General features: G+C 41.9%; 26 protein-coding genes and 1 pseudogene. 25 read left to right on the forward strand and 2 right to left on the reverse strand.

Annotation, left to right across the window (positions count from 1 at the left end):
* Window positions 1-4 precede the first annotated feature (4 nt).
* A complete protein-coding gene (locus PAN94_RS05910; RefSeq protein ID WP_285875107.1) occupies window positions 5-580 on the forward strand; it encodes a hypothetical protein in 576 nt (191 codons plus the stop codon).
* Window positions 581-648: 68 nt separating this feature from the next.
* Here PAN94_RS05910 and PAN94_RS05915 read toward each other — a convergent pair.
* Both PAN94_RS05915 and PAN94_RS05920 read right to left on the reverse strand, forming a co-directional pair.
* Window positions 649-834, reverse strand: a pseudogene (locus PAN94_RS05915) (hypothetical protein).
* A gap of 29 nt (window positions 835-863) precedes the next feature.
* Window positions 864-1,874 (reverse strand): lactonase family protein, encoded by a 1,011-nt coding sequence (locus tag PAN94_RS05920; RefSeq protein WP_285875108.1) that lies wholly within the window; start codon window positions 1,872-1,874, stop codon window positions 864-866.
* Window positions 1,875-2,112: 238 nt separating this feature from the next.
* Between PAN94_RS05920 and PAN94_RS05925 the strand changes: the two genes are divergently transcribed.
* The 24 genes from PAN94_RS05925 (at window position 2,113) to clpX (ending at window position 22,295) form a co-directional block, all read left to right on the forward strand.
* Entirely contained in the window at window positions 2,113-2,379 is a 267-nt protein-coding gene (locus PAN94_RS05925; protein WP_148888063.1) for a hypothetical protein, read from the forward strand.
* A gap of 28 nt (window positions 2,380-2,407) precedes the next feature.
* Window positions 2,408-3,673, forward strand: a complete 1,266-nt coding sequence (locus PAN94_RS05930) for an efflux RND transporter periplasmic adaptor subunit (protein ID WP_285875109.1) — start codon at window positions 2,408-2,410, stop codon at window positions 3,671-3,673.
* The gene (locus PAN94_RS05935; RefSeq protein WP_005589728.1) at window positions 3,660-4,334 is read left to right on the forward strand and encodes an ABC transporter ATP-binding protein; all 675 of its coding nucleotides are present in this window, start codon (window positions 3,660-3,662) and stop codon (window positions 4,332-4,334) included. Before PAN94_RS05930 ends, PAN94_RS05935 begins: the two co-directional genes overlap by 14 nt.
* A gap of 11 nt (window positions 4,335-4,345) precedes the next feature.
* Window positions 4,346-5,563 carry an ABC transporter permease gene (locus tag PAN94_RS05940; RefSeq protein ID WP_048764025.1) on the forward strand — a complete coding sequence of 406 codons (1,218 nt, stop codon included), beginning with the start codon at window positions 4,346-4,348 and terminating at the stop codon, window positions 5,561-5,563.
* 21 nt (window positions 5,564-5,584) lie between these two features.
* Window positions 5,585-6,241, forward strand: coding sequence for a response regulator transcription factor (locus tag PAN94_RS05945; protein WP_045496783.1), 657 nt, complete (start codon window positions 5,585-5,587; stop codon window positions 6,239-6,241).
* A complete protein-coding gene (locus PAN94_RS05950) occupies window positions 6,238-7,614 on the forward strand; it encodes a sensor histidine kinase (RefSeq protein ID WP_285875110.1) in 1,377 nt (458 codons plus the stop codon). The genes PAN94_RS05945 and PAN94_RS05950 overlap by 4 nt, the downstream gene beginning before the upstream one ends.
* A 350-nt stretch (window positions 7,615-7,964) precedes the next feature.
* Window positions 7,965-8,165: a F0F1 ATP synthase subunit C gene (locus PAN94_RS05955; RefSeq protein ID WP_005589732.1), complete on the forward strand. Its 201-nt coding sequence runs from the start codon at window positions 7,965-7,967 to the stop codon at window positions 8,163-8,165.
* A gap of 33 nt (window positions 8,166-8,198) precedes the next feature.
* Window positions 8,199-8,912, forward strand: a complete 714-nt coding sequence (gene atpB / locus PAN94_RS05960) for a F0F1 ATP synthase subunit A (RefSeq protein WP_285875111.1) — start codon at window positions 8,199-8,201, stop codon at window positions 8,910-8,912.
* A 22-nt stretch (window positions 8,913-8,934) separates the two neighbouring features.
* Window positions 8,935-9,429, forward strand: coding sequence for a F0F1 ATP synthase subunit B (atpF, locus tag PAN94_RS05965; protein ID WP_005589735.1), 495 nt, complete (start codon window positions 8,935-8,937; stop codon window positions 9,427-9,429).
* Window positions 9,429-9,965, forward strand: coding sequence for a F0F1 ATP synthase subunit delta (locus PAN94_RS05970; protein ID WP_048764194.1), 537 nt, complete (start codon window positions 9,429-9,431; stop codon window positions 9,963-9,965). Before atpF ends, PAN94_RS05970 begins: the two co-directional genes overlap by 1 nt.
* A gap of 15 nt (window positions 9,966-9,980) precedes the next feature.
* Entirely contained in the window at window positions 9,981-11,486 is a 1,506-nt protein-coding gene (atpA, locus tag PAN94_RS05975) for a F0F1 ATP synthase subunit alpha (RefSeq protein ID WP_048764195.1), read from the forward strand.
* 15 nt (window positions 11,487-11,501) lie between these two features.
* Window positions 11,502-12,380 carry a F0F1 ATP synthase subunit gamma gene (locus PAN94_RS05980; RefSeq protein ID WP_005589739.1) on the forward strand — a complete coding sequence of 293 codons (879 nt, stop codon included), beginning with the start codon at window positions 11,502-11,504 and terminating at the stop codon, window positions 12,378-12,380.
* A 37-nt stretch (window positions 12,381-12,417) separates the two neighbouring features.
* Window positions 12,418-13,824 (forward strand): F0F1 ATP synthase subunit beta, encoded by a 1,407-nt coding sequence (atpD, locus tag PAN94_RS05985; protein ID WP_005589740.1) that lies wholly within the window; start codon window positions 12,418-12,420, stop codon window positions 13,822-13,824.
* A gap of 7 nt (window positions 13,825-13,831) precedes the next feature.
* Complete coding sequence (locus PAN94_RS05990; protein WP_005589741.1) at window positions 13,832-14,254, forward strand: F0F1 ATP synthase subunit epsilon; 423 nt, start codon at window positions 13,832-13,834, stop codon at window positions 14,252-14,254.
* A gap of 87 nt (window positions 14,255-14,341) precedes the next feature.
* Window positions 14,342-14,572 (forward strand): DUF1146 family protein, encoded by a 231-nt coding sequence (locus tag PAN94_RS05995; protein WP_285875112.1) that lies wholly within the window; start codon window positions 14,342-14,344, stop codon window positions 14,570-14,572.
* A 68-nt stretch (window positions 14,573-14,640) separates the two neighbouring features.
* On the forward strand, window positions 14,641-15,921 hold the full coding sequence (gene murA / locus PAN94_RS06000; RefSeq protein ID WP_285875113.1) for a UDP-N-acetylglucosamine 1-carboxyvinyltransferase: 1,281 nt from the start codon (window positions 14,641-14,643) through the stop codon (window positions 15,919-15,921).
* Window positions 15,914-16,102 (forward strand): DNA-directed RNA polymerase subunit beta, encoded by a 189-nt coding sequence (locus PAN94_RS06005; protein ID WP_125372245.1) that lies wholly within the window; start codon window positions 15,914-15,916, stop codon window positions 16,100-16,102. Before murA ends, PAN94_RS06005 begins: the two co-directional genes overlap by 8 nt.
* A gap of 70 nt (window positions 16,103-16,172) precedes the next feature.
* A complete protein-coding gene (locus PAN94_RS06010; protein ID WP_285875115.1) occupies window positions 16,173-17,018 on the forward strand; it encodes a DNA/RNA non-specific endonuclease in 846 nt (281 codons plus the stop codon).
* A 206-nt stretch (window positions 17,019-17,224) separates the two neighbouring features.
* The gene (locus PAN94_RS06015; RefSeq protein WP_285875116.1) at window positions 17,225-18,184 is read left to right on the forward strand and encodes an ROK family glucokinase; all 960 of its coding nucleotides are present in this window, start codon (window positions 17,225-17,227) and stop codon (window positions 18,182-18,184) included.
* A gap of 45 nt (window positions 18,185-18,229) precedes the next feature.
* Window positions 18,230-18,637, forward strand: a complete 408-nt coding sequence (locus PAN94_RS06020) for a hypothetical protein (protein ID WP_061423040.1) — start codon at window positions 18,230-18,232, stop codon at window positions 18,635-18,637.
* 84 nt (window positions 18,638-18,721) lie between these two features.
* Entirely contained in the window at window positions 18,722-19,561 is an 840-nt protein-coding gene (locus PAN94_RS06025) for a thymidylate synthase (protein WP_148888071.1), read from the forward strand.
* A 134-nt stretch (window positions 19,562-19,695) separates the two neighbouring features.
* Window positions 19,696-20,181, forward strand: coding sequence for a hypothetical protein (locus tag PAN94_RS06030; RefSeq protein WP_285875118.1), 486 nt, complete (start codon window positions 19,696-19,698; stop codon window positions 20,179-20,181).
* A gap of 153 nt (window positions 20,182-20,334) precedes the next feature.
* Window positions 20,335-20,847, forward strand: coding sequence for a dihydrofolate reductase (locus tag PAN94_RS06035; RefSeq protein WP_285875119.1), 513 nt, complete (start codon window positions 20,335-20,337; stop codon window positions 20,845-20,847).
* A 218-nt stretch (window positions 20,848-21,065) separates the two neighbouring features.
* Window positions 21,066-22,295 (forward strand): ATP-dependent Clp protease ATP-binding subunit ClpX, encoded by a 1,230-nt coding sequence (gene clpX / locus PAN94_RS06040; protein ID WP_005589758.1) that lies wholly within the window; start codon window positions 21,066-21,068, stop codon window positions 22,293-22,295.
* Window position 22,296 lies beyond the last annotated feature (1 nt).

Raw genomic sequence — 22,296 nt, forward strand, 5'->3', positions numbered from 1 at the left:
TGGGGTGTTTTATTTCATTTTGTATATCCTAAACAGAGAGTGGCTAGCTCTTACCGTTTTATTTATAGGCCTCTTTTTGGCTTATAAACGCAAATCATGCTCTCTGGCGCTTTTGGCAGTTCTATTATTTCTTATAATTACCAGTATATTCTGGTATCCTCGGTTCAGCTCATGGTTTGCTTTTCCCTTTTTGTTTCTCGCTTTCTATTTATTGGTAAAAAGATATAGGTGGGTTCTTTATCCCGCTCTTGCTCTAGGAGCATTGTTAGTGGCATTTTCTCCTATTCTTGGGATATTTTTTACGGTTTATGTTCCAGTGACCCATTATTCCTATCTTGAGGAAAAAGGGCAGACAGTAGTGGTTCGAGAAGATTACTATGGAGCATTTTTTAGTGAAAGCGATATAGAAATCACGACCTATGTAAATGGTCAACTCCCTCTTGCCAATAAGATAGTTTATAAAAAGGTTGCTTTACATGATTTTAATAAGAATAAAGATGTCAATAAAGATATTTTTCTTGCTCAACCCTTGACAAGGGAACGACTGGAAGAATTACATGATTTTATGAATCGGAAATAGACTAATAAGGCTCGATCAAATATAAAAGCTGTTGGAATTTTATCCAACAGCTTTTTTTAATTAAGATTCTAGAAAATAGACTTAACTTTGTTGATGACGTCGTTGAGGCCTTTTGAATTTGCTACTAAATCTTTTGCCTTATCTAAGTATTCGCCTAGCTCATTTTTGTGTTCTTCGACAAACTTCTTAGCTGCATCAAAATCTTTCTTTTAGATCAATTCTTTTACTTGGTTAAACAATTCTACTGGATTCATCTTGAATGCTCCTTTGATAATTTTTTTGATTATTGGAAAGTCACGCAGACAGCTTCTGGCACATAGAAATCATGAGAAATTTCTGTTAATCGGCCTGTTTCAGGATTGCGTTTAAAGACAGTTGCATTGTCCGAATCTTGGTGGACAGCGATAAGGTAGTTTTGGTCAGGTGTGATATTGAAATCGCGTGGATTTTTACCCTTTGTTGGCGTGATTTCAACGAGCTGTAGACTTCCATCAGCTAGAATTTGATAAACAGCTATTGAGTCATGGCCGCGGTTAGAGCCATAGAGGAATTTTCCATCAGCAGAGAGGCGGATGGCTGCAGTGCCGTTAAAATCTTCAAATCCTGCTGGGAGAGTTGAGATGGTCTGTAGGTGTTCAAACTGACCAACACCATCATAAATCAATACTTCGATAGTAGAGTTTAATTCGCAGATAAGGTAAGCAATTTTATAATGGTTATGAAAGACAAGGTGGCGTGCCCCAGCTCCAGCAGCACATGTGTAGGTGCCCAGTTTGTTCAGTTGTCCGTCTTTCGTCACATCGTAGGTAGTGACTTGATCTGTTCCGAGGTCACAAGTAATCAGATATTGATCGGGAGCCAAGTCAGCATAGTGGACATGGGCAGAGGCTTGATTGGCGTGAGGTCCTTGCCCGACATGAGTATCTGAATCAGCCAGTTTTAGACTGCCATCTTCTTGCTGCTTGTAGACCAGCACTTGCCCCTTGTGGTAGTTGGCTCCGTAAACGAGGCCTCTCTCCTCATCTACAGCAACATAGCAAAGCGGAGCGCCTTCTTCAACCACATGATTGAGAAGTTGTCTCTTTTGGTCATAGGCCGCAATCCCACCTTGTCCGTCTTTGGCACCAACGGTGTATAGATGCCCAGCTTGGTCAAAAGCTAGGTAAGTTGGGCTTGGCTCTTCAGCTACTAATTCTAAGTTTGAGAGTTCTCCCTTTTCAGTGTCAAAATCTGCCTTGTAAATTCCTTTGGAAACTCGTCGGGTGTATGTTCCAAAATAAACTGTTTGAGTCATGTTTCCACCTCATTCTTTTAAAATCAATCTATTATACCATAAAACGACTTAAGAAGCTGTTTGGATAGGAAAAGTCCTGTATCTAGAGGAGAATCCCAAATTTTATCAAAAAATAGATAAAAAATAGATGGCGGGTAGGAAGGGGATAGACCACTTTGATAGAATGGAATTGTTCAAAAAAACAAATACGATCAGGAAAGCTCAAAATTCCTGTTTTCTAAAACAAAGGAGAAATCAAATGAACGTAAAAAAATTCGCTATGCTTGTAACTCTTATCGGAATGTCTGTCTTCTTCCTAGCTGCATGTGGCTCTAAGACTGCTGACAATAAAGAAATTAGTGATGGGAAAAAAGTAGATTTTAAGAAAGATGCTGTTGATCAAAAAACGAAAACAGTAGACGGCAAGGAAGTGACAGAGTATACCATGCCGGACGGAAACGTGATTCAAATCCCAGCGGATGGAGAAGAATTACCAACAGATGAATCTGAATCAACTGATAAATAAAAGTTAGAACTTGTAGGTTGGAGGCAATATGTTTCAAATAAAAAAAATGAATCGTAAAACCATTCTATTGGGAAGCACGGTCATTCTTGCTTGTGCAGGGCTGGGAGGCTATGTACTTCTTCATCAAGTTAATCAACAACAAGCCATGAAAATGGTCGATAATAAGATTGATTCACTGACGGTCCAAGATGCTGTTAATAACAGTAAAAAAACAAGCCTAGTTTTATCTGGAGAAGTAGTTGCTAACAATAGTAGTAAGGTCAAAATTGACCCATCTAAAGGTGAAGTTAAGGAAGTATTCGTCAAAAATGGCGATACTGTTACACAAGGTCAGCCCCTTTTTTCCTATGTGACCTCTCAGGAATTGACAGCCCAGTCTGCTCAGTATGATGCTCAAGCTAAGGCCAATAGCATTACGGCCGCTCAAACTAGCGCATCTATCAAATGGGAAACGTATAACCGAAAGCTAGCTAATCTCAATACTCTTAAGAATAAATACAATTCTAGTAAGGATGAGTCTCTGTTGGATCAGATAAAATCTGCTGAAGATGAAGTTGCTCAAGCGCTAAGTGACGCTAAGACTGCTGACAATGAAGTAACGACAGCCCAGATTGAGGCTGAGAAGGCTCAGGTGACAGCTCAGACGGAATCAGACCGCATGAAATATGATACTGTGACAGCTGATACAGCGGGAACTATTACCTCTATGAACGAAGACTTACCAACTCAGTCCAAGGCTAAAAAGGAAGAAGAAACCTTTATCGAAATCATGGACAAGTCCAAAACTTTGATCAAAGGTAGCGTTAGTGAATTTGACCGTGAGAAGCTGAGCGTTGGTCAGAGAGTAGATGTTGTGGATCGTAAGGATCCTAAGAAACGCTGGAGTGGTACCGTGACGCAAGTCGGCACCTTGACAACTGCAAATACTGGAAATAGCAATGGTGGAAATAAACAACAGGAAAATCCCAACCAAGGCAAGTTCCCTTATACTGTCGAGCTGGACCAAGGCAGTGAAATGCCACTTGTAGGCTCTCATTCTTATGTCAATGTCGTAGAAAATGCACCTGAGGCAGGCAAGGTAGTCGTCAACAAGGCCTATACTTTCAGTAAAAATGGTAAGACCTATATCTGGAAGGTAGAGGGTAAAAAGGTGAAAATGAAGGAAGTCAAGACCAAGAAAGTCTCTGACCGTTTGGTAGAGATTACAGAAGGTCTGACTATGAAGGATACCATTTCGACGCCTAGAGAAGGCATGAAAGACGGAATGGAGGTAGGACAGAATGTTAAAGCTTAAGAACATCCACAAATCTTATCAACAAGGCAGTCAGGAATTTCCGATTTTGAAAGGAATTGATTTGCATGTGAAAGAGGGGGATTTTCTAGCGATTATGGGGCCGTCTGGATCAGGTAAGTCCACTTTGATGAACATTATCGGATGTTTGGACAAGGCTAGCGCAGGTTCTTATCATATCGAAGGAACTGACGTCTCTGACCTGTCCGACAACCAACTATCTGATTTGCGTAATCAGAAAATTGGCTTTGTTTTCCAGAATTTCAACCTCATGCCCAAGCTGACAGCCTGTCAGAATGTTGAACTGCCTCTGACTTACATGAAAGTTCCTAAAAAAGAGAGACGCGAGCGCGCCTTGGAAATGCTGCGACTTGTCGGTCTGGAAGAAAGAAGTGACTTCAAGCCTATGGAGCTGTCCGGCGGTCAAAAACAACGGGTAGCCATTGCGCGTGCCTTGGTAACCAATCCCAGCTTTATTCTGGGAGACGAGCCGACTGGAGCACTGGATACCAAGACCAGTGTTCAGATCATGGAGCTGTTCAAGCAATTTAACGAACAAGGTAAGACCATTGTCATCATTACCCACGAGCCAGAAGTGGCTCAGCTTTGCAAGCAAACGGTTGTCTTGCGGGACGGTAATATAGAGACTCGGGCATTAGGATAGAAGGGGGCTATATGGAAGATATATTTGTAGCTCTAAACTCCATCCTGTCCCATAAAATGCGCTCTATGCTGACCATGCTAGGAATTATCATCGGGATTGGCGCTATTATTGCTATCTTTTCCATCATTGAAGGAAATACAGAAAATACCAAGCGTCAGCTGATCGGTGGTAGCAATAATACCATCAAAGTCGTCTACGACAAGAAAAGCGCCATCGATCCCTCTATTCCAGAAAAATCCCAAGCTCAGAAGCCTTCCTACATTCCTTTCATGGGAGAGGATGTCTTGTCCAAAATCAAGGAAATTCCTGGAGTTAAAAATGCTTTGATGACCTATGGGGCGGACGAAAAGATTTACTATCTCAGTCAAAAGTCATCTAGCAAGGTTCAGGCAGTTTCCCAGTCGGTAGCTGATATCAAGCAGCAACGGCTGTTGGAAGGGGAAGGCTTTGACTCTGAAGCCTTCAAAAATCAAGAACAAGTAACCTATCTAGAAAAGTCTCTTTATGATACCCTCTTTCCTAAGGGAGACGGTATCGGTAAGTATGTAGAAGTCAAGGGCAATCCTTTTAAAGTTATCGGCGTTTTTGAGTCGACTGAGCAGAGTGGCTTAACCTCTGGTTCGGAAAAGGTGGCCTATATTCCTCTGCAGCAATGGCATCGGATTTTTGATACCATCAATGTCAGTCCAGAAGTCACTGTCCAGACCCACAAAGCCGATGATTTGAAGAAGGTGGCCAAGAAGGTCAGTGATTATCTCAATCAGCAGATGCCTCAGTCAGACTATATGTTTGGTGTGCTGAATCTGCAAGAATTTGAACGTCAATTGGATAACCTCAACCAGTCTAACTTTGTCTTGCTAGCGGGTATTGCCAGCATCTCCCTTTTAGTCGGAGGTATTGGGGTTATGAATATCATGCTGGTCTCAGTGACAGAGCGGACACGTGAAATCGGGATTAAAAAGGCTCTGGGAGCTCGGAGAAAGATCATTCTCAAGCAGTTCCTGATCGAAGCTGTCATCCTGACGCTGATGGGAGGAATTATTGGTGTGGTAGCAGGTATCGCCTCTGGTTTTGCTATTACCCAGTCTTTGGCCTATCCTTATATTTTATCCCTCTTTTCTGTCTTTGTAAGTTTGCTCTTTTGTTGTATAATAGGAGTAGTATTTGGGCTCTTGCCAGCCGTAAAAGCATCCAAGCTGGATCCAATTGAAGCCCTGCGATTTGAATAAATAAAGGAGAATCAAGCATATATGCACAAGATTTTAGTAGTGGAAGACGATACTACGATCAATCAAGTCATTTGTGAATTTTTAAAAGAAAGTAACTATGCAGTTACACCAGTCTTTGATGGAGGCGAGGCTTTGCTTCAATTTGAAGCAGAGTCTTTTGACTTAGTTATTTTGGATATGATGTTGCCAACCATGAGTGGACTGGATGTCCTCAAGGAAATTCGCAAGACTTCTCAGATTCCGGTCATGATCCTGACGGCACTAGATGATGAGTACACTCAGTTGGTCAGCTTTAACCACCTCATCAGTGACTATGTGACCAAGCCTTTCTCACCGTTAATCTTAGTTAAACGGATTGAGAATATTCTGAGACGAAATACGGTTGCGTCAGAGATTACTGTTGGTGATTTGACCGTCTCTATCGATGATTGTACCGTTTACTGGCAGGAAGAAAAGATGCCTCTGACCAAGAAAGAGTATGAGATCTTGCAGGCTCTGGCCAAGAGAAAGGATCACTTAGTGACCCGCGATCAGCTCATGAATACCATTTGGGGCTACAGCGAGCTAGATAGCCGGGTGTTGGACAATCATATCAAGAATATTCGTAAGAAAATCCCAGGTATTCCTCTGAAAACCATCACAGGCATGGGCTATCAGCTTGGAGGAGAAGACACGTGAAGATTGTCAAAAAGAACTTCCTCTTGACGACTTTCATTATCTTTGTCGTTGTGACGATCGTTCTATCCACTCTATATTTTGCCATGCCGGTTTACTACCAGCAGGTCAAGGGAGGAGAAGCCCAGCGTGAGTTTGCTCAGGTAGCCAAGCAGGTCAAGGGAAAGTCCAGCCAAGAAATCAGTGAGCTCTTGAGCAATTATAGCAAAAAAAGCAATCAGATCTGGTTCACCTTGCTGGCGAAAGACAATACGATTCTTTACCCAGCACTTGAAACGAATGGAGAAAGCTCTCTCCAGCTGACAATTGTTCCGACCATCGCCAATAGTAATTATGAAAGCAAGACTCTGTCAGAAAGTTTTCGGACATCAGACGGCAAAGAAGTAGTCCTGCGAGGGGAATATTCTCTGCAGCCCGTTTCGGATGCCAGTCGGATCTTGCTTAATCTTTATCCCTTTGTACTATTTTTGTCGCTGAGTCTGGGAGGGCTTGCTGCCTATCTCTATAGTCGGACCTCCAGTCAGCGGATTAAGGATATCTCTTCTAGCACTCGGCAAATGACGAGTCTGCTTCCAGATGTTTCCTGTCAGGTGAAAGGGCATGACGAGATTGCTGATCTGGCTCAGGATATCAATCACTTATATGCCAACCTCCTAGCAAGTATGGAAGCTCTGCGATTAGAAAATGAGAAAGTCGCAGAAAGCGAGCGCGAAAAGGCAGAATTTCTTCGAATGACTTCCCACGAACTCAAGACCCCCATCACTAGCATGATGGGAATGATTGACGGGATGATTTATGGAGTGGGTGATTTTAAAGATCGGGACAAATACCTACAGAAGTGCCGCGAAATATTGGAAGAGCAATCAGGCTTAGTCCAGTCTATCCTAGCCATTTCAAAGCTAGAAATGACCATGGAGACAGAGCGAGAAATCTTCTCACTCAAAGAGCTGCTTGAAGCAAATATCAGTACATACAAGGTTCTGGCTGACCTCAAGCATTATCAATTTAATGTCCAACTTTCAGAAACAAAAGTTCGAGGAAATAAGACCTATTTACTGAAAGCTATTAAAAATCTGATTGATAATGCCTTCCATTATACAGTAGAAGGTGGAGAAATCCTAGTTCGTTTAGAAGATGGGGTATTAATTGTAGAAAATGAAGCTGAGCGAGTGCTGGATGACTCACAGATCCAGCAGATTTTCCAGCCATTTTATCGACCAGACTACAGTCGCAATCGCAAGGATGGTGGTACGGGGCTGGGGCTCTTCATCGTGCAGCAGATTTTAGAAAAGCACCATCTCGCTTATCGCTTTGAAGCAGTTGAGAATAGGTGGATGCGCTTCACGATTTTTTTACCTCAAATGGAACAGATATGAGGCTGGGACAAAAGTCCTAGTCTCTTAATTGTCTTTGGATTGTCGAGCAAGACGCAGTGGTTGAGTGGGCTCTATTACGCTTATTTCATCAGCTTTTACAGCCCTACTCAACTGTGCGGAGGTGGGACGACGAAATCGAATTCTAACGAATTACCGATTTCTGTCCCAATCTCATTTTTGCTTGGATTTTTATAGGATAAATGTTTGAAAAGCACCTTTATTCAAGTTTTATTTTAAATTTAAAAGAAAAGTGCGAAAAACGCTTACAATATCACAAAATAATTGACTATTAACTTTATTAGGAGTAAACTAATGGGGTACATTTAAAAAATATAAAAGGAGAATTCATCATGAATTTAACATTTTTAGGACTTTGTATTGCCTGTTTTGGCGTCTCATTAGCTGAAGGTTTGATTATGAGCAATCTGTTTAAAGCAGCTTCACGTCAGCCAGAAATGGTTGATCAATTAAGAAGCTTGCTCATCATGGGTGTCGCTTTTGTTGAAGGTACTTTCTTCGTTACTTTGGTTATGTCTTTCATTATCAAATAGTTTTTTCTATTTTAGAAAAGGGGGTGTCAAACCTTGGAAGAGAGTCTTAATCCGACTATTCAGCTAGGCCCAATTTCCTTTGATTTGACCCTACTTGCTATGTCACTTGTGACCGTTTTGATGGTCTTTGGCTTTATCTACTGGGGAAGTAGAAAAATGTCCATCCGACCAAAAGGAAAGCAAAATTTACTTGAGTACGTCTATGATTTTGTCATTGGCTTTACTAAAGAAAATATTGGGGAACACTACATCAAAGATTATTCTTTGTTTATGTTTGCCTTGTTTCTTTTTATTGCAGTTGCCAATAATATCGGTTTGATGGCTAAAATTCAAACCACCAATGGCTACAGTCTCTGGACCTCACCGACGGCAAATTTGGGCTATGACCTAGCCTTGTCCTTTATCATTACATTGATTAGTCATGTGGAAGGAATCCGTCGTCGTGGTTTTAAAGATTACTTAAAAGCTTTTGCAACACCTGGATTTATGACTCCAATGAATATCTTGGAAGAATTTACCAATTTTGCCTCCTTAGCTCTGCGGATTTTCGGAAATATCTTTGCAGGGGAAGTCCTGGCTGGCTTGTTGCTTACCTTGTCACATCAAGCATTTTATTGGTATCCAGCTGCTTTCCTAGGTAGTATGTTATGGACAGCCTTCTCGATATTTATTTCATGTATCCAGGCCTATGTCTTTACCATGCTGTCTTCGATGTATATCGGCAAGAAAATAAACGGTGAAGAATAGTAAGTAGAAAGGAAGAAAAGGAATGCACGTAACTATCGGTGCCATTATTGGTGACTTTATTCTCATCGCTGGTTCCTTCCTTTTATTAATTTTTTTAGTAAAGAAGTTTGCCTGGGGCAATATTACCAGTATCTTAGAAGAACGTTCTAAAAAGATTACGGATGATATTGACGGGGCTGAGTCAGCCCGCAAAAAGGCTGAGGAACTTGCGCAAAAACGTGAGAATGAATTAGCAGGAAGTCGTCAGGAAGCAACGACGATTATCGAACATGCTAAGGAAACAGCTGAAAAAAATAAGGCTGGAATTTTAGCGGATGCAGCTGAAGAAGCTGGACGTTTGAAAGCAAAAGCCAATCAGGAAATTGCTCAAAGTAAGGCAGAAGCCTTGAATAGCATTAAAGACGATGTGGCTGACCTAACAGTAAGTCTTGCAAGTAAGATCTTGAGCCAGCAGCTTGATACAAAAGCACACAGTGAGCTTATTGATCGTTATATTGATAAATTAGGAGATGCTTAATGGACAAAAAGCACTATGCGGTAATTGAAAAATATACCTTGCCTTTTGTTCAATTAGTATTTGAAAAAGGTCAGCAACAAGATGTTTTTGAAAAACTAAGCCAAATTAAGGCTGTGTTTGAAGAAACAAATCTTGCTGACTTTTTATCACATATTGGCGTTGATGAGGGAGAAAAGGAGAAGGCTCTTCGACTTTTTCAAAACTCAGATTCACAGCTGATTGATAACTTTATCGAAGTCGTTATTCTCAATCATCGAGCAGATTTATTCTACGATATGTTGGTAGAAATTCAGCATCAGATTGAGAAACAAAGCAATGAATTTGAAGTGACGGTTAAATCTGTTCAAGCATTGACAGAAAGTCAAAAAGAAAGATTGAAACCAATGATTGAGCAAAAAATGGGCCTCAAGGTTCGCTCGCTCAAGCAGGAATTAGATGCTAGCCTGATTGGTGGCTTCGTCATTTCAGCCAATAATAAGACAATTGATGCAAGTATAAAACGTCAATTACAACTCGTAAAAGAAAATTTGAAATAGAAAGTGGTGTGAATTTTGGCGATTAACGCACAAGAAATCAGCGCTTTAATTAAGCAACAAATTGAAAATTTCCAGCCAAATTTTGACGTCACAGAAACTGGGGTCGTCACTTATATTGGTGATGGAATCGCTCGTGCCCACGGTCTTGATAATGCCATGAGTGGCGAGCTCTTGATTTTTGAAAATGGTTCTTATGGTATGGCCCAAAACTTGGAGTCAACCGATGTCGGAATCATTATCTTGGGTGATTTTACAGATATTCGTGAGGGCGATACGATTCGTCGCACGGGTAAAATCATGGAAGTTCCTGTCGGAGATGCTTTGATTGGTCGTGTCGTAGATCCGCTCGGTCGTCCTGTTGACGGCTTGGGTGAGCTTGCTACAACTAAAACACGCCCTGTAGAAGCACCAGCTCCAGGAGTTATGCAACGGAAGTCTGTATCAGAACCATTGCAAACAGGTTTGAAAGCTATTGATGCCCTTGTACCGATTGGTCGTGGTCAACGTGAGTTGATTATTGGTGACCGTCAGACTGGTAAAACTAGTATTGCCATCGATGCGATCCTCAACCAAAAAGGGCAGGATATGATCTGTATCTATGTTGCCATTGGTCAAAAGGAATCTACTGTCCGTACACAGGTGGAAACTCTTCGCCAGTATGGAGCTTTGGATTATACTATTGTGGTAACAGCGTCAGCTTCTCAACCTTCACCTTTGCTTTTCTTGGCGCCTTATGCTGGTGTAGCAATGGCTGAAGAATTTATGTACAATGGCAAGCACGTCCTCATCGTTTATGATGATTTGTCAAAACAAGCGGTAGCTTATCGTGAACTTTCTCTCTTGCTTCGCCGTCCGCCAGGTCGTGAAGCCTTCCCAGGGGATGTCTTCTACCTTCACAGCCGTCTGCTTGAACGTTCAGCTAAAGTTTCTGATGAGCTGGGTGGTGGATCAATTACTGCATTGCCATTCATCGAAACGCAGGCAGGAGATATTTCAGCCTATATTGCAACCAACGTAATTTCAATTACAGATGGACAAATCTTCCTTGGAGATGGTCTCTTTAATGCAGGGATTCGTCCAGCTATTGACGCTGGTTCTTCTGTATCTCGGGTAGGTGGATCTGCACAAATCAAGGCCATGAAGAAGGTTGCAGGAACTCTGCGTATTGACCTTGCTTCATATCGTGAGCTGGAAGCCTTTACCAAATTTGGTAGTGACCTCGATGCAGCAACTCAGGCTAAGTTGAACCGTGGACGCCGTACAGTAGAAGTATTGAAACAGCCAGTTCATGAGCCACTGCCAGTTGAAAAGCAAGTTGTGATCCTCTATGCGCTGACTCACGGCTTCCTTGATACAGTACCAGTAGATGAGATTCTTCGGTTTGAAGCAGAGCTTTTTGCTTACTTTGATGCTCATCATGAAGACATTTATGAAACCATTCGCCAGACAAAAGATTTGCCGAGCGAAGAAGTGCTGGACGCCGCTATTACTGAATTTATCAATCAGTCTAACTTCAAATAAGAATAGAGGTGTCAGATGGCAGTTTCATTAAATGATATCAAAAATAAAATTGCATCCACAAAAAACACCAGTCAAATCACTAATGCGATGCAGATGGTTTCTGCATCTAAGTTGGGAAAGTCCGAAGAAGCAGCAAAGAACTTTCAGGTTTATGCTTCTAAGGTTCGAAAACTCTTGACCGACCTTTTGCATGGTCATGAGGAAGAAAATGTTAGCCACCATCCACTGCTAAAGAGCAGACCAGTTCAGAAAACGGCTTATATCGTCATTACGTCTGATCGTGGTTTGGTCGGTGGCTACAACGCAACCATCCTCAAATCCATGATGGAATTGATTTCTGAATACCACGAAAAGGATGACTATGTCATTATTTCGATCGGAGGAATGGGAGCGGATTTCTTCCGCGCACGAGGCATTCAGCCGATTTATGAATTGCGCGGCTTGGCTAATCATCCGAGTTTTGATGAAGTTCGGAAAATCATTTCCAAGACCATTGAAATGTATCAGAATGAGCTTTTTGATGAACTTTATGTGTGTTATAACCACCATGTCAACAGTTTGACCAGTCAGATGCGGGTAGAGCAAATGTTGCCAATCGTCGACTTGGATCCTAGTGAAGCGGATGAGAACTATATCCTCAATCTAGAATTAGAATCCAGCCGAAACGCGATTTTAGATCAGCTCTTGCCTCAGTTTGCTGAAAGTATGATTTATGGAGCGATTATTGACGCAAAAACTGCTGAAAATGCTGCTGGTATGACAGCCATGCAGACAGCAACGGATAACGCTAAAAAAGTTATCAATGATTTGACCATTCAGTATAACCGTGCTAGACAAGCAGCTATCACGCAGGAAATTACTGAAATTGTGGCGGGTGCAAGTGCACTGGAATAGTGTCACAGAAAATAAATAGTATAAAGAGGAGAAAAGAATGAGCTCAGGCAAAATTACTCAGGTTATCGGACCGGTTGTAGATGTAGCGTTTGCAGCTGGCGACAAGCTACCTGAGATCAATAATGCACTTGTAGTCTATAAAAATGACGAAAAAAAATCAAAAATCGTCCTTGAAGTAGCTCTTGAGCTTGGTGATGGAGTGGTTCGGACCATCGCTATGGAATCAACGGATGGGTTGACTCGTGGCATGGAAGTGCTAGATACTGGCCGTCCAATTTCTGTGCCAGTCGGCAAAGAAACACTTGGTCGCGTCTTTAACGTTTTGGGAGATACCATTGACTTGGATGCTCCTTTTGCGGATGATGCAGAGCGTCAGCCAATCCATAAGAAAGCTCCAACCTTTGATGAGTTATCTACTTCATCAGAGATCTTAGAGACAGGTATCAAGGTTATCGACCTGTTAGCACCTTATCTGAAAGGTGGTAAAGTCGGACTCTTCGGTGGTGCCGGAGTTGGTAAGACCGTCCTGATTCAGGAATTGATCCACAACATTGCCCAAGAGCATGGTGGTATTTCCGTGTTTACCGGTGTTGGGGAACGTACCCGTGAAGGGAATGACCTTTATTGGGAAATGAAGGAGTCTGGCGTTATCGAGAAAACAGCCATGGTCTTCGGTCAGATGAATGAACCACCAGGTGCTCGGATGCGGGTTGCTTTGACTGGTCTGACGATTGCAGAATACTTCCGTGATGTGGAAGGTCAAGATGTCTTGCTCTTCATTGACAACATCTTCCGTTTCACGCAGGCAGGTTCTGAAGTTTCTGCCCTTTTAGGTCGGATGCCGTCAGCCGTTGGTTACCAACCAACACTTGCGACAGAAATGGGGCAATTGCAAGAGCGTATCACATCGACTAAGAAGGGTTCTGTAACTTCTATTCAGGCCATCTATGTGCCAGCCGATGACTATACTGACCCAGCTCCAGCAACGGCTTTCGCCCACTTGGACTCTACAACCAACTTGGAACGTAAATTGGTTCAATTGGGGATTTATCCAGCCGTGGATCCGCTCGCTTCAAGCTCTCGAGCTCTTTCTCCTGAGATTGTTGGTGAAGAGCACTATGCAGTGGCTGCCGAGGTGAAACGCGTATTGCAACGTTATCATGAATTGCAGGATATCATTGCTATTCTAGGTATGGATGAGTTGTCAGATGAAGAAAAGACTTTGGTTGCGCGTGCGCGTCGGATTCAATTCTTCCTGTCTCAAAACTTCAACGTTGCGGAGCAATTTACTGGTCAGCCGGGATCTTATGTGCCTGTAGCTGAGACAGTTCGTGGCTTTAAAGAAATCCTCGAAGGCAAGTACGATAAGTTACCAGAAGATGCCTTCCGTGGTGTCGGTTCAATTGAGGATGTCATTGCTAAAGCGGAAAAAATGGGATTCTAAGAGGTGAATGATGGCTCAAATGACAGTACAAATCGTTACACCGGATGGTCTGATTTATGACCACCGTGCTGCATTTGTTTCCGTAAAAACGATTGACGGAGAAATGGGGATTTTGCCTCGCCATATCAATACAATTGCTGTTTTGGAAGTGGATCAAGTCAAGGTACGCAGAATCGATGATGATAAGCATATTGACTGGATTGCGGTCAACGGTGGCATCATAGAAATCGCTGATAATGTGATTACCATTATCGCGGACTCAGCTGAGCGTGAGCGTGATATTGATATCAGCCGTGCCGAGCGAGCTAAGCTACGTGCTGAGAAAGAGATCGAAGAAGCCCAAGACAAGCATTTGATTGACCAAGAGCGACGTGCTAAAATCGCCCTCCAGCGTGCCATCAACCGTATTAACGTTGGAACAAGAATGTAATGAAAAAAGAATGGAGTTTCCATTCTTTTTTATTGTCCCATACTCCTTTCCGCTAGAAATCGCTCTTCTTATGGTATAATAAAGTCTATGATAGAATTAATGTTTCGATTATGCAGTCATCTGATCTTTATCTTTATGTCTTTTCATCTTTTGGCGACAGTGGTCAGTTGGGAAAAATTTTTAAAAGTAAATGCTGATAATGCCATCAAAATTCGTTTTTTGATTTTATTGCTAAGTATTGCCTTGGGCTACATGGCTAGCCTATTTTTTATCGGTATTTATGATATGAGTCGGGCAATCTTTAATGGAACTTTATAAGGTCAGAATCTTGATTTTATGGTATGATAGTAAGGATGAATTTTTAAGATTTGGAGTAACTAGTTAGTATGGAAAAAATTATTATTCAGGGTGGAAATAACCGTCTGGTTGGCAGAGTTAAGATTGAAGGAGCTAAAAATGCGGTGTTGCCACTGTTAGCAGCAACTGTTTTAGCCAGCGAGGGAAAAACAATACTCAAGAATGTGCCAGTCCTTTCGGATGTTTTTACGATGAACAATGTTGTTCGCGGCTTGAATACGCAGGTAGACTTTGACCAAGATAAAAATACTGTAGTTGTAGATGCGACTAAACCATTGACAGAAGAGGCTCCTTATAAGTATGTCAGCAAGATGCGGGCTTCGATTGTTGTATTGGGTCCCATTCTTGCTCGTAATGGGCATGCTAAAGTGTCCATGCCGGGCGGTTGTACGATTGGTAGCCGACCTATCGACCTTCATTTGAAGGGCTTGGAAGCAATGGGTGCTCAGATTACGCAGACTGCAGGATACATCGAAGCCAAGGCAGACCGCTTGATGGGAGCCCATATCTACATGGACTTCCCAAGTGTTGGCGCGACACAGAATATTATGATGGCGGCAACTTTAGCTCAAGGTACCACTGTTATCGAAAATGCTGCTCGAGAACCTGAAATTGTCGACTTGGCCTTACTATTAAATAAAATGGGCGCTAAAGTCAGAGGGGCAGGAACGGAGAATATAACAATCATCGGTGTTGAAAAACTGCATGGAGCTGAGCATAATGTCGTGCAAGACCGTATCGAAGCTGGTACATTTATGGTTGCTGCTGCTATGACGGGTGGTGATTTGCTGATTGAGGATGCGATTTGGGAGCATAACCGTCCTCTTCTGTCAAAGATGCAAGAAATGGGTGTAGAAGTGACGGAAGAAGACGAAGGAATTCGCGTCCGCTCAGATGTTTCAAAGTTAAAAGCTGTTTCTGTCAAAACCTTGCCTTATCCAGGTTTCCCAACCGATATGCAGGCTCAGTTTACTGCCTTGATGGCGATAGCACAAGGAGAGTCTGTCATGGTTGAGACGGTCTTTGAAAACCGCTTCCAGCACTTAGAAGAGATGCGACGGATGGGTCTTCACTCTGATATTATGCGGGATACCGCTCGGATTTGGGGTGGTAGCAGCTTGCAAGGAGCAGAAGTCATGTCGACAGATCTCCGGGCTAGTGCGACCTTGATTTTGATGGGCTTGATTGCTGAAGGGGAAACAAAGGTTAGCAAGTTAGTCCATTTGGACCGTGGCTATTATAAATTTCACGAAAAATTGGCAGCTCTTGGTGCCAAGGTCAAACGCGTAAAGGAAGAAGATGATGAGTGAAAATTGGAAATATTTGGCTAGACAACTAGGCATCATTGCCTTGGTGCTGGTAGTCGCTTTTATCATTTTTTGTCTTGGTCTGGTTATCGGATATGGCGTGATTGGAAATGCAGAAAATCCTTGGTCTATCTTATCGCTAGATACTTGGAATGAACTTGTTTCTAAGTTCACTGGTCATTGATCTGCTAAGATTCCGAAAATTTACCGACTGTGCAGAATTTTGCGCAGTCCTTTTAGATGGAAAAGAAAAGATGTCAAAAAAGAAATTACAAAAAAAGAGCACTAAATCTACTCAGACTATAGCTGGGCTTCTGGTTGCTTTGACTTTATCACTGGGAGCCTACTTTTTTGGAAATGGCAATCAGTCACCAGCGGTAAATACATTGTCAGCTATTAGTCAAAATAGGGATACCAGTACACCAGATCAAAGACTGGCTGAGAGTGTTCTCACTGACTCAGTACGTTCTCAACTTGGTGGAAAAATCGAGTGGAATGGAGCTGGAGCTTTCATCATCAATGGGAATCAAACGAACTTAAATGCCAAAGTGTCGAGTGCGCCTTATGCAGATAATAAAACGAAGATTGTTCAAGGGCAGACGGTTCCTACAGTTGCCAATGCCTTGCTTACCAAATCGACCCGCCAATATAAATCAAGGGAAGAAACGGGAAATGGTTCCACTTCTTGGGTTCCTGCTGGTTGGCACCAAGTCAAATATCTATCAGGTGAATACAACCATGCAGTGGATCGCGGGCATCTTTTGGCTTACTCTCTAATCGGTGGCTTAAAGGGCTTTGATGCTTCCACTAGCAATCCAGTCAATATCGCAGTCCAGACAGCTTGGGCCAATCAGGCCAATAAAGACAACTCGACGGGGCAGAACTACTACGAAACTCTGATTCGTCGTGCCTTGGATCAGAATAAGCGAGTTCGCTATCGTGTCACGTTGATCTATGCTTCGGAAAATGATCTGGTGCCCTCTGGTTCGCATTTAGAAGCTAAGTCCAGCGATGGAAGTTTGGAATTCAATGTTTTTGTCCCAAATGTCCAGTCAGGAATTGTCCTTGATTACCGCACTGGCAGAGTGAGCATTAGATAAATATGATTTAAATAATATGATCCATTTGAAGTTAGCAGCTAGGATGATTTGTGTGCTTCAATAGACTTGTCGGTATCTCAAGAGATGCCGATTTTTATTTTGAGTGAAATAAGCACAAACTAAAAGCAAAAAATACCGTGCAAACCTTTTCACCGTTAAAAAAATCTGCTATAATAAGAGGGAGAACGAATACAGAGGAGAATATCATGTCAAAAAAAATTATTGGGATTGACCTTGGTGGTACATCTATCAAATTTGCAATTTTAACGCAAGAGGGTGAAATCCAAGAAAAATGGTCTATTAAAACTAATATTTTGGATGAGGGAAGCCATATTGTAGACGATATGATTGAGTCTATTCAGCATCGTTTGGAGCTCCTAAATCTATCAGCTGAGGACTTTGTCGGAATTGGCATGGGATCACCGGGTGTGGTTGACCGTGAGAAAGGTACTGTTATCGGTGCCTACAACCTAAACTGGAAGACCCTCCAGCCGGTAAAAGAGAAAATCGAAAAAGCGACAGGCATTCCATTCTTCATTGATAATGATGCCAACGTAGCTGCGCTTGGTGAGCGTTGGATGGGTGCTGGTGAAAACCAACCAGATGTTGTCTTTATGACACTTGGTACAGGTGTTGGTGGCGGCATCGTTGCTGAAGGCAAACTGCTCCATGGTGTGGCAGGTGCGGCAGGTGAGCTGGGCCATATCACTGTTGATTTCGATCAACCAATCGCATGTACTTGTGGTAAGAAAGGCTGCCTTGAAACAGTAGCTTCTGCAACTGGAATTGTCAACTTGACTCGTCGTTACGCTGATGAATATGAAGGCGACGCAACTTTGAAACGCTTGATTGATAACGGAGAAGAAGTAACTGCTAAAACTGTATTTGATTTGGCAAAAGAAGGCGACGACCTTGCTTTGATTGTTTACCGTAACTTCTCACGTTATTTGGGAATTGCTTGTGCCAATATCGGTTCAATACTTAATCCATCAACAATCGTTATTGGTGGTGGAGTGTCAGCTGCAGGAGAATTCCTACTTGAGGGTGTTCGTAAAGTTTATGAAGAAAATACTTTCCCACAAGTACGCACTTCAACTAAATTGGCGCTGGCTACACTTGGAAATGATGCTGGCGTAATTGGAGCAGCTTCGCTGGTACTTCAATAGTTCTAACTACTTCCTCTCTTAGCATAGCTATAAGGAGGGCTAAAAATGAAGAGAAAAGTTGCATATTTTCTAATATTATTTCCCATTTTTCTTTTGATCTTATCCGCTTGCAAATCAAAGACAGAAGGTTTTCTGACCATATTGAATAGTCAGAATCAGCAGATTTATCAGACAAGAAACACCAAAACCTTGGATGAATTTGCAGACATTCTGGATAAGGTCGAATCTGAGGAAGATAATGAAGATGCCTGGGTTGATTTACCTGATGATGCAGAGGTTAATTATATATACGATATTAGTGGGAGAAAGGGAGAAAGTGGCGTTAAATTCACGACCTACAAAAACTACCCCTATGTCACTCTTTCAAATATTCCTGCTGTGTCAGATATTACCTTGAGATTATCAGAAAAAGATGCGAATAAGCTCAATCATCCAGATGAATGGGTCAAATAAAGTTTTCTCCTGCTAAACTTGGCAGGAGAATTTTTATGGAAAATTTGCTATACTAAAAAAAGCTCACTGAACGAAGGAGAAATCATGACGCTAGCAGATACGATTTTCAAAGAGAATATTAAAAAAATTATGGAGCAAGGCGTTTTCTCTGAAAATGCTCGTCCGCGTTACAAAGATGGAAATGTGGCTAATTCTAAATATATCACAGGTTCATTTGCAGAATACGATTTGAGCAAGGGCGAGTTCCCAATCACAACGCTGCGCCCTATTGCCATCAAGTCTGCCATCAAGGAAGTGCTCTGGATCTATCAAGACCAGTCTAATAGCTTGGACCTGCTCAATGACAAGTACAATGTTCACTACTGGAATGATTGGGAAGTTGGCGATACGGGTACGATTGGCCAGCGCTATGGTGCTGTTGTCAAGAAGCACAATATTATCCATAAAATTCTCCAACAGCTGGAAGCCAATCCTTGGAATCGTCGCAATATCATCTCTCTCTGGGATTATGAAGCGTTTGAAGAAACAGACGGTCTGCTTCCATGTGCTTTTCAAACCATGTTTGACGTTCGTCGTGTGGATGGGGAGATTTATCTGGATGCGACTCTGACCCAGCGCTCAAATGATATGCTAGTTGCTCACCACATCAATGCTATGCAGTATGTGGCTCTGCAGATGATGATTGCCAAGCATTTTGGTTGGAAAGTCGGCAAGTTCTTTTACTTTATCAATAACTTGCACATCTATGACAATCAGTTCGAGCAGGCGGAGGAGTTGTTGCGTCGGGAACCTAGCAACTGCCAACCTCGACTCATTTTAAATGTGCCGGATGGAACCAATTTCTTTGATATCAAAGCAGAAGATTTTGAATTGCTGGACTATAATCCCGTTAAACCTCAGCTCAAGTTTGATTTGGCGATTTGATTGTATTTTTCCTACTGAATGACAGTCAGTAGGTTTTTTAATTTTCAAGAGCAAATGATTGAAATATATTTTGTAAGTGCTATAATGACAATAGATATATGTGTTTCGCTAGTGCATATCTCGGAGGTATTGATATGGAAGCAAATTTTTTAACACATAGAAGCAGGAGAAAACTCTTTAGTCTGAGCATTTGTTCATTTTTACTTGGCCTATCGGTTTCTGTGACACCGATGGCTGTTGTAGGTGCGGATGAAGTCCAGCAGGCAGAGTCCCAACTTGAGCAAATTGCGGATTCTTCAGTGGAAGAAGATGACTTTCTACAGCTTGTAGACCAAGGTTCGGATGGGGCAAATCAGGGAAAGAAATCCTATACGATTGATTTGCTTTGTCATGGAAAAGGCCCTAAAAACAAAGGGACCGAGCAAAGCAATGCTGATGCTTCAACTGAAGGTAAGTCAGTCAAAAGAGAGGGGTGCGATATTGATCCCTTAGCGGATAAAAAAGAGGCCGCCACTGCTGAGCCTAAGAAGACAGACTCAACCCTCTTGAACGTTTCCTTGTTTGGCTTTGTAGCTGCTGTTGTAGGATTTGTCTTTGTCAAAAAGATGAAGAAAGAGTAATTTGCCTAGCAAATGAATAGTCGATAATCTTTTTGGTTATCGATTTTTTATCTGGATTGGCTGACAAAAATAAATAGATAGAAGTGATAGTCCAAACAAGTCTTTTTTAATAAATTTTGATAGAATAGAAATATCAATGTGAAGGATAGAGAAATGACGAAAAAGATTGCGGCGATTTGGGCACAAGATCAAAATGGTTTGATTGGCAAAGACCAAAGCTTGCCATGGCATTTACCAGCAGAGTTGAAGCATTTCAAAGAAATCACGACTGGACATGCAATTTTAATGGGACGGGTGACTTTTGATGGCATGCATCGGCGCGTGCTGCCAAATAGAAAAACTCTGATTTTGACACGCGATAGGGATTATCAGATTGAAGATGAGCGTGTTTTGGTATTTCATGATCTTTCAGCGGTGTTGAAATGGTACCAAGAGCAAGAGAAGAATCTCTATATTATCGGTGGCGGCCAAATCTTTTCTTTATTTGAGCATGAATTGGATGAGGTGATTAAGACAGAAATCCATGCTAGCTTGGAAGGCGATACTTATTTCCCAACAGACTTTGATTTGACACAGTTCGAGGAAGTAAGCAGTCGTTTTTGTCCAAAAGATGAAAAAAATGAGTATGATTTCACCGTAAAAATCCTCAAAAGAAAGGGTTCATAGGAATGGAAAGAAGTGTTTTTGGTTTTTTTACGGCCTTTTTATGTGCAATTTGTCTGATCTGTTCGCTTCAGACTTTTCGTAAAAAACGTTATGGATTGGCTATTTTATTTTTGTTAAATGCTTTTACGAATCTTGTTAATTCCATCCATGCTTTTTATATGACCCTCTTTTAAAATGTAAATAAAAATTGAATTAGAAATTTAGAATGGGAGTAAAAAATGCCTACAAATCGTAATAATGAGATGATGGTATATTGTTCTTTCTGTGGAAAGAATCAGGACGAAGTCCAAAAGATTATTGCGGGCAACAATGCCTTTATCTGTAATGAATGTGTCGAGTTGGCGCAGGAAATTATTCGAGAAGAATTAGCTGAGGAAGTTTTAGCTGATCTTTCTGAAGTACCAAAACCGCAAGAATTGCTCAATATTTTGAACCACTATGTGATTGGTCAAGATCGGGCCAAGCGGGCTTTGGCAGTTGCCGTTTACAATCACTATAAGCGAATTAATTTTCATGACAGTCGCGAAGAGGATGATGTGGAGCTACAAAAATCCAACATCCTCATGATTGGTCCAACTGGATCTGGGAAAACATTCCTGGCTCAGACCTTGGCGCGTAGCCTCAATGTTCCTTTTGCGATCGCAGATGCTACTGCTTTGACTGAGGCTGGCTATGTTGGTGAAGATGTAGAAAATATCTTGCTCAAGCTTTTACAGGCAGCTGACTTCAATATTGAACGAGCAGAACGTGGTATTATTTATGTAGATGAAATCGACAAGATTGCTAAGAAGAGCGAAAATGTTTCTATCACTCGTGATGTCTCAGGTGAAGGTGTTCAGCAAGCCTTGCTGAAGATTATCGAAGGAACGGTTGCCAGCGTCCCTCCTCAGGGTGGTCGGAAGCATCCACAGCAAGAAATGATTCAGGTTGATACCAAGAACATTCTCTTTATCGTTGGTGGTGCTTTTGACGGTATTGAAGAGATTGTCAAGCAACGTCTTGGTGAGAAGATTATCGGTTTCGGTCAAAATAATAAGGCAATTGACGAGGGTGCGTCTTATATGCAAGCTATTGTTGCGGACGATATTCAAAAATTTGGAATTATTCCTGAGTTGATTGGTCGTTTACCAGTTTTTGCAGCCCTGGAGCAGCTAACCGTTGATGACTTGGTTCGCATTTTGAGTGAACCGAGAAATGCGCTAGTGAAGCAATATCAAACCTTGCTTTCTTATGATGATGTTGAGCTTGAATTTGACGAGGAAGCTTTGCAGGCCATAGCTAGAAAAGCTATCGAACGCAAGACAGGTGCGCGTGGACTTCGTTCAATTATTGAAGAAACCATGATGGATGTCATGTTTGAAGTGCCAAGTCAGGAAAATGTTAAGCTGGTTCGTATCACGAAGGAAGCAGTGGACGGCACAGACAAGCCAATCTTAGAAACTGCCTAGG

Source organism: Streptococcus sp. SC1 (genome assembly GCF_030272855.1).
GTDB lineage: Bacteria > Bacillota > Bacilli > Lactobacillales > Streptococcaceae > Streptococcus.

What these genes read in the sequence shown, in the direction of transcription:
- PAN94_RS05920 (WP_285875108.1), bottom strand. Translation starts at nt 1,874, where the DNA reads ATGACTCAAACAGTTTATTTTGGAACATACACCCGACGAGTTTCCAAA.
- PAN94_RS05925 (WP_148888063.1), top strand. Translation starts at nt 2,113, where the DNA reads ATGAACGTAAAAAAATTCGCTATGCTTGTAACTCTTATCGGAATGTCT.
- PAN94_RS05930 (WP_285875109.1), top strand. Translation starts at nt 2,408, where the DNA reads ATGTTTCAAATAAAAAAAATGAATCGTAAAACCATTCTATTGGGAAGC.
- PAN94_RS05935 (WP_005589728.1), top strand. Translation starts at nt 3,660, where the DNA reads ATGTTAAAGCTTAAGAACATCCACAAATCTTATCAACAAGGCAGTCAG.
- PAN94_RS05940 (WP_048764025.1), top strand. Translation starts at nt 4,346, where the DNA reads ATGGAAGATATATTTGTAGCTCTAAACTCCATCCTGTCCCATAAAATG.
- PAN94_RS05945 (WP_045496783.1), top strand. Translation starts at nt 5,585, where the DNA reads ATGCACAAGATTTTAGTAGTGGAAGACGATACTACGATCAATCAAGTC.
- PAN94_RS05955 (WP_005589732.1), top strand. Translation starts at nt 7,965, where the DNA reads ATGAATTTAACATTTTTAGGACTTTGTATTGCCTGTTTTGGCGTCTCA.
- atpF (WP_005589735.1), top strand. Translation starts at nt 8,935, where the DNA reads ATGCACGTAACTATCGGTGCCATTATTGGTGACTTTATTCTCATCGCT.
- PAN94_RS05970 (WP_048764194.1), top strand. Translation starts at nt 9,429, where the DNA reads ATGGACAAAAAGCACTATGCGGTAATTGAAAAATATACCTTGCCTTTT.
- PAN94_RS05980 (WP_005589739.1), top strand. Translation starts at nt 11,502, where the DNA reads ATGGCAGTTTCATTAAATGATATCAAAAATAAAATTGCATCCACAAAA.
- atpD (WP_005589740.1), top strand. Translation starts at nt 12,418, where the DNA reads ATGAGCTCAGGCAAAATTACTCAGGTTATCGGACCGGTTGTAGATGTA.
- PAN94_RS05990 (WP_005589741.1), top strand. Translation starts at nt 13,832, where the DNA reads ATGATGGCTCAAATGACAGTACAAATCGTTACACCGGATGGTCTGATT.
- PAN94_RS05995 (WP_285875112.1), top strand. Translation starts at nt 14,342, where the DNA reads ATGATAGAATTAATGTTTCGATTATGCAGTCATCTGATCTTTATCTTT.
- murA (WP_285875113.1), top strand. Translation starts at nt 14,641, where the DNA reads ATGGAAAAAATTATTATTCAGGGTGGAAATAACCGTCTGGTTGGCAGA.
- PAN94_RS06005 (WP_125372245.1), top strand. Translation starts at nt 15,914, where the DNA reads ATGAGTGAAAATTGGAAATATTTGGCTAGACAACTAGGCATCATTGCC.
- PAN94_RS06010 (WP_285875115.1), top strand. Translation starts at nt 16,173, where the DNA reads ATGTCAAAAAAGAAATTACAAAAAAAGAGCACTAAATCTACTCAGACT.
- PAN94_RS06015 (WP_285875116.1), top strand. Translation starts at nt 17,225, where the DNA reads ATGTCAAAAAAAATTATTGGGATTGACCTTGGTGGTACATCTATCAAA.
- PAN94_RS06020 (WP_061423040.1), top strand. Translation starts at nt 18,230, where the DNA reads ATGAAGAGAAAAGTTGCATATTTTCTAATATTATTTCCCATTTTTCTT.
- PAN94_RS06025 (WP_148888071.1), top strand. Translation starts at nt 18,722, where the DNA reads ATGACGCTAGCAGATACGATTTTCAAAGAGAATATTAAAAAAATTATG.
- PAN94_RS06030 (WP_285875118.1), top strand. Translation starts at nt 19,696, where the DNA reads ATGGAAGCAAATTTTTTAACACATAGAAGCAGGAGAAAACTCTTTAGT.
- PAN94_RS06035 (WP_285875119.1), top strand. Translation starts at nt 20,335, where the DNA reads ATGACGAAAAAGATTGCGGCGATTTGGGCACAAGATCAAAATGGTTTG.
- clpX (WP_005589758.1), top strand. Translation starts at nt 21,066, where the DNA reads ATGCCTACAAATCGTAATAATGAGATGATGGTATATTGTTCTTTCTGT.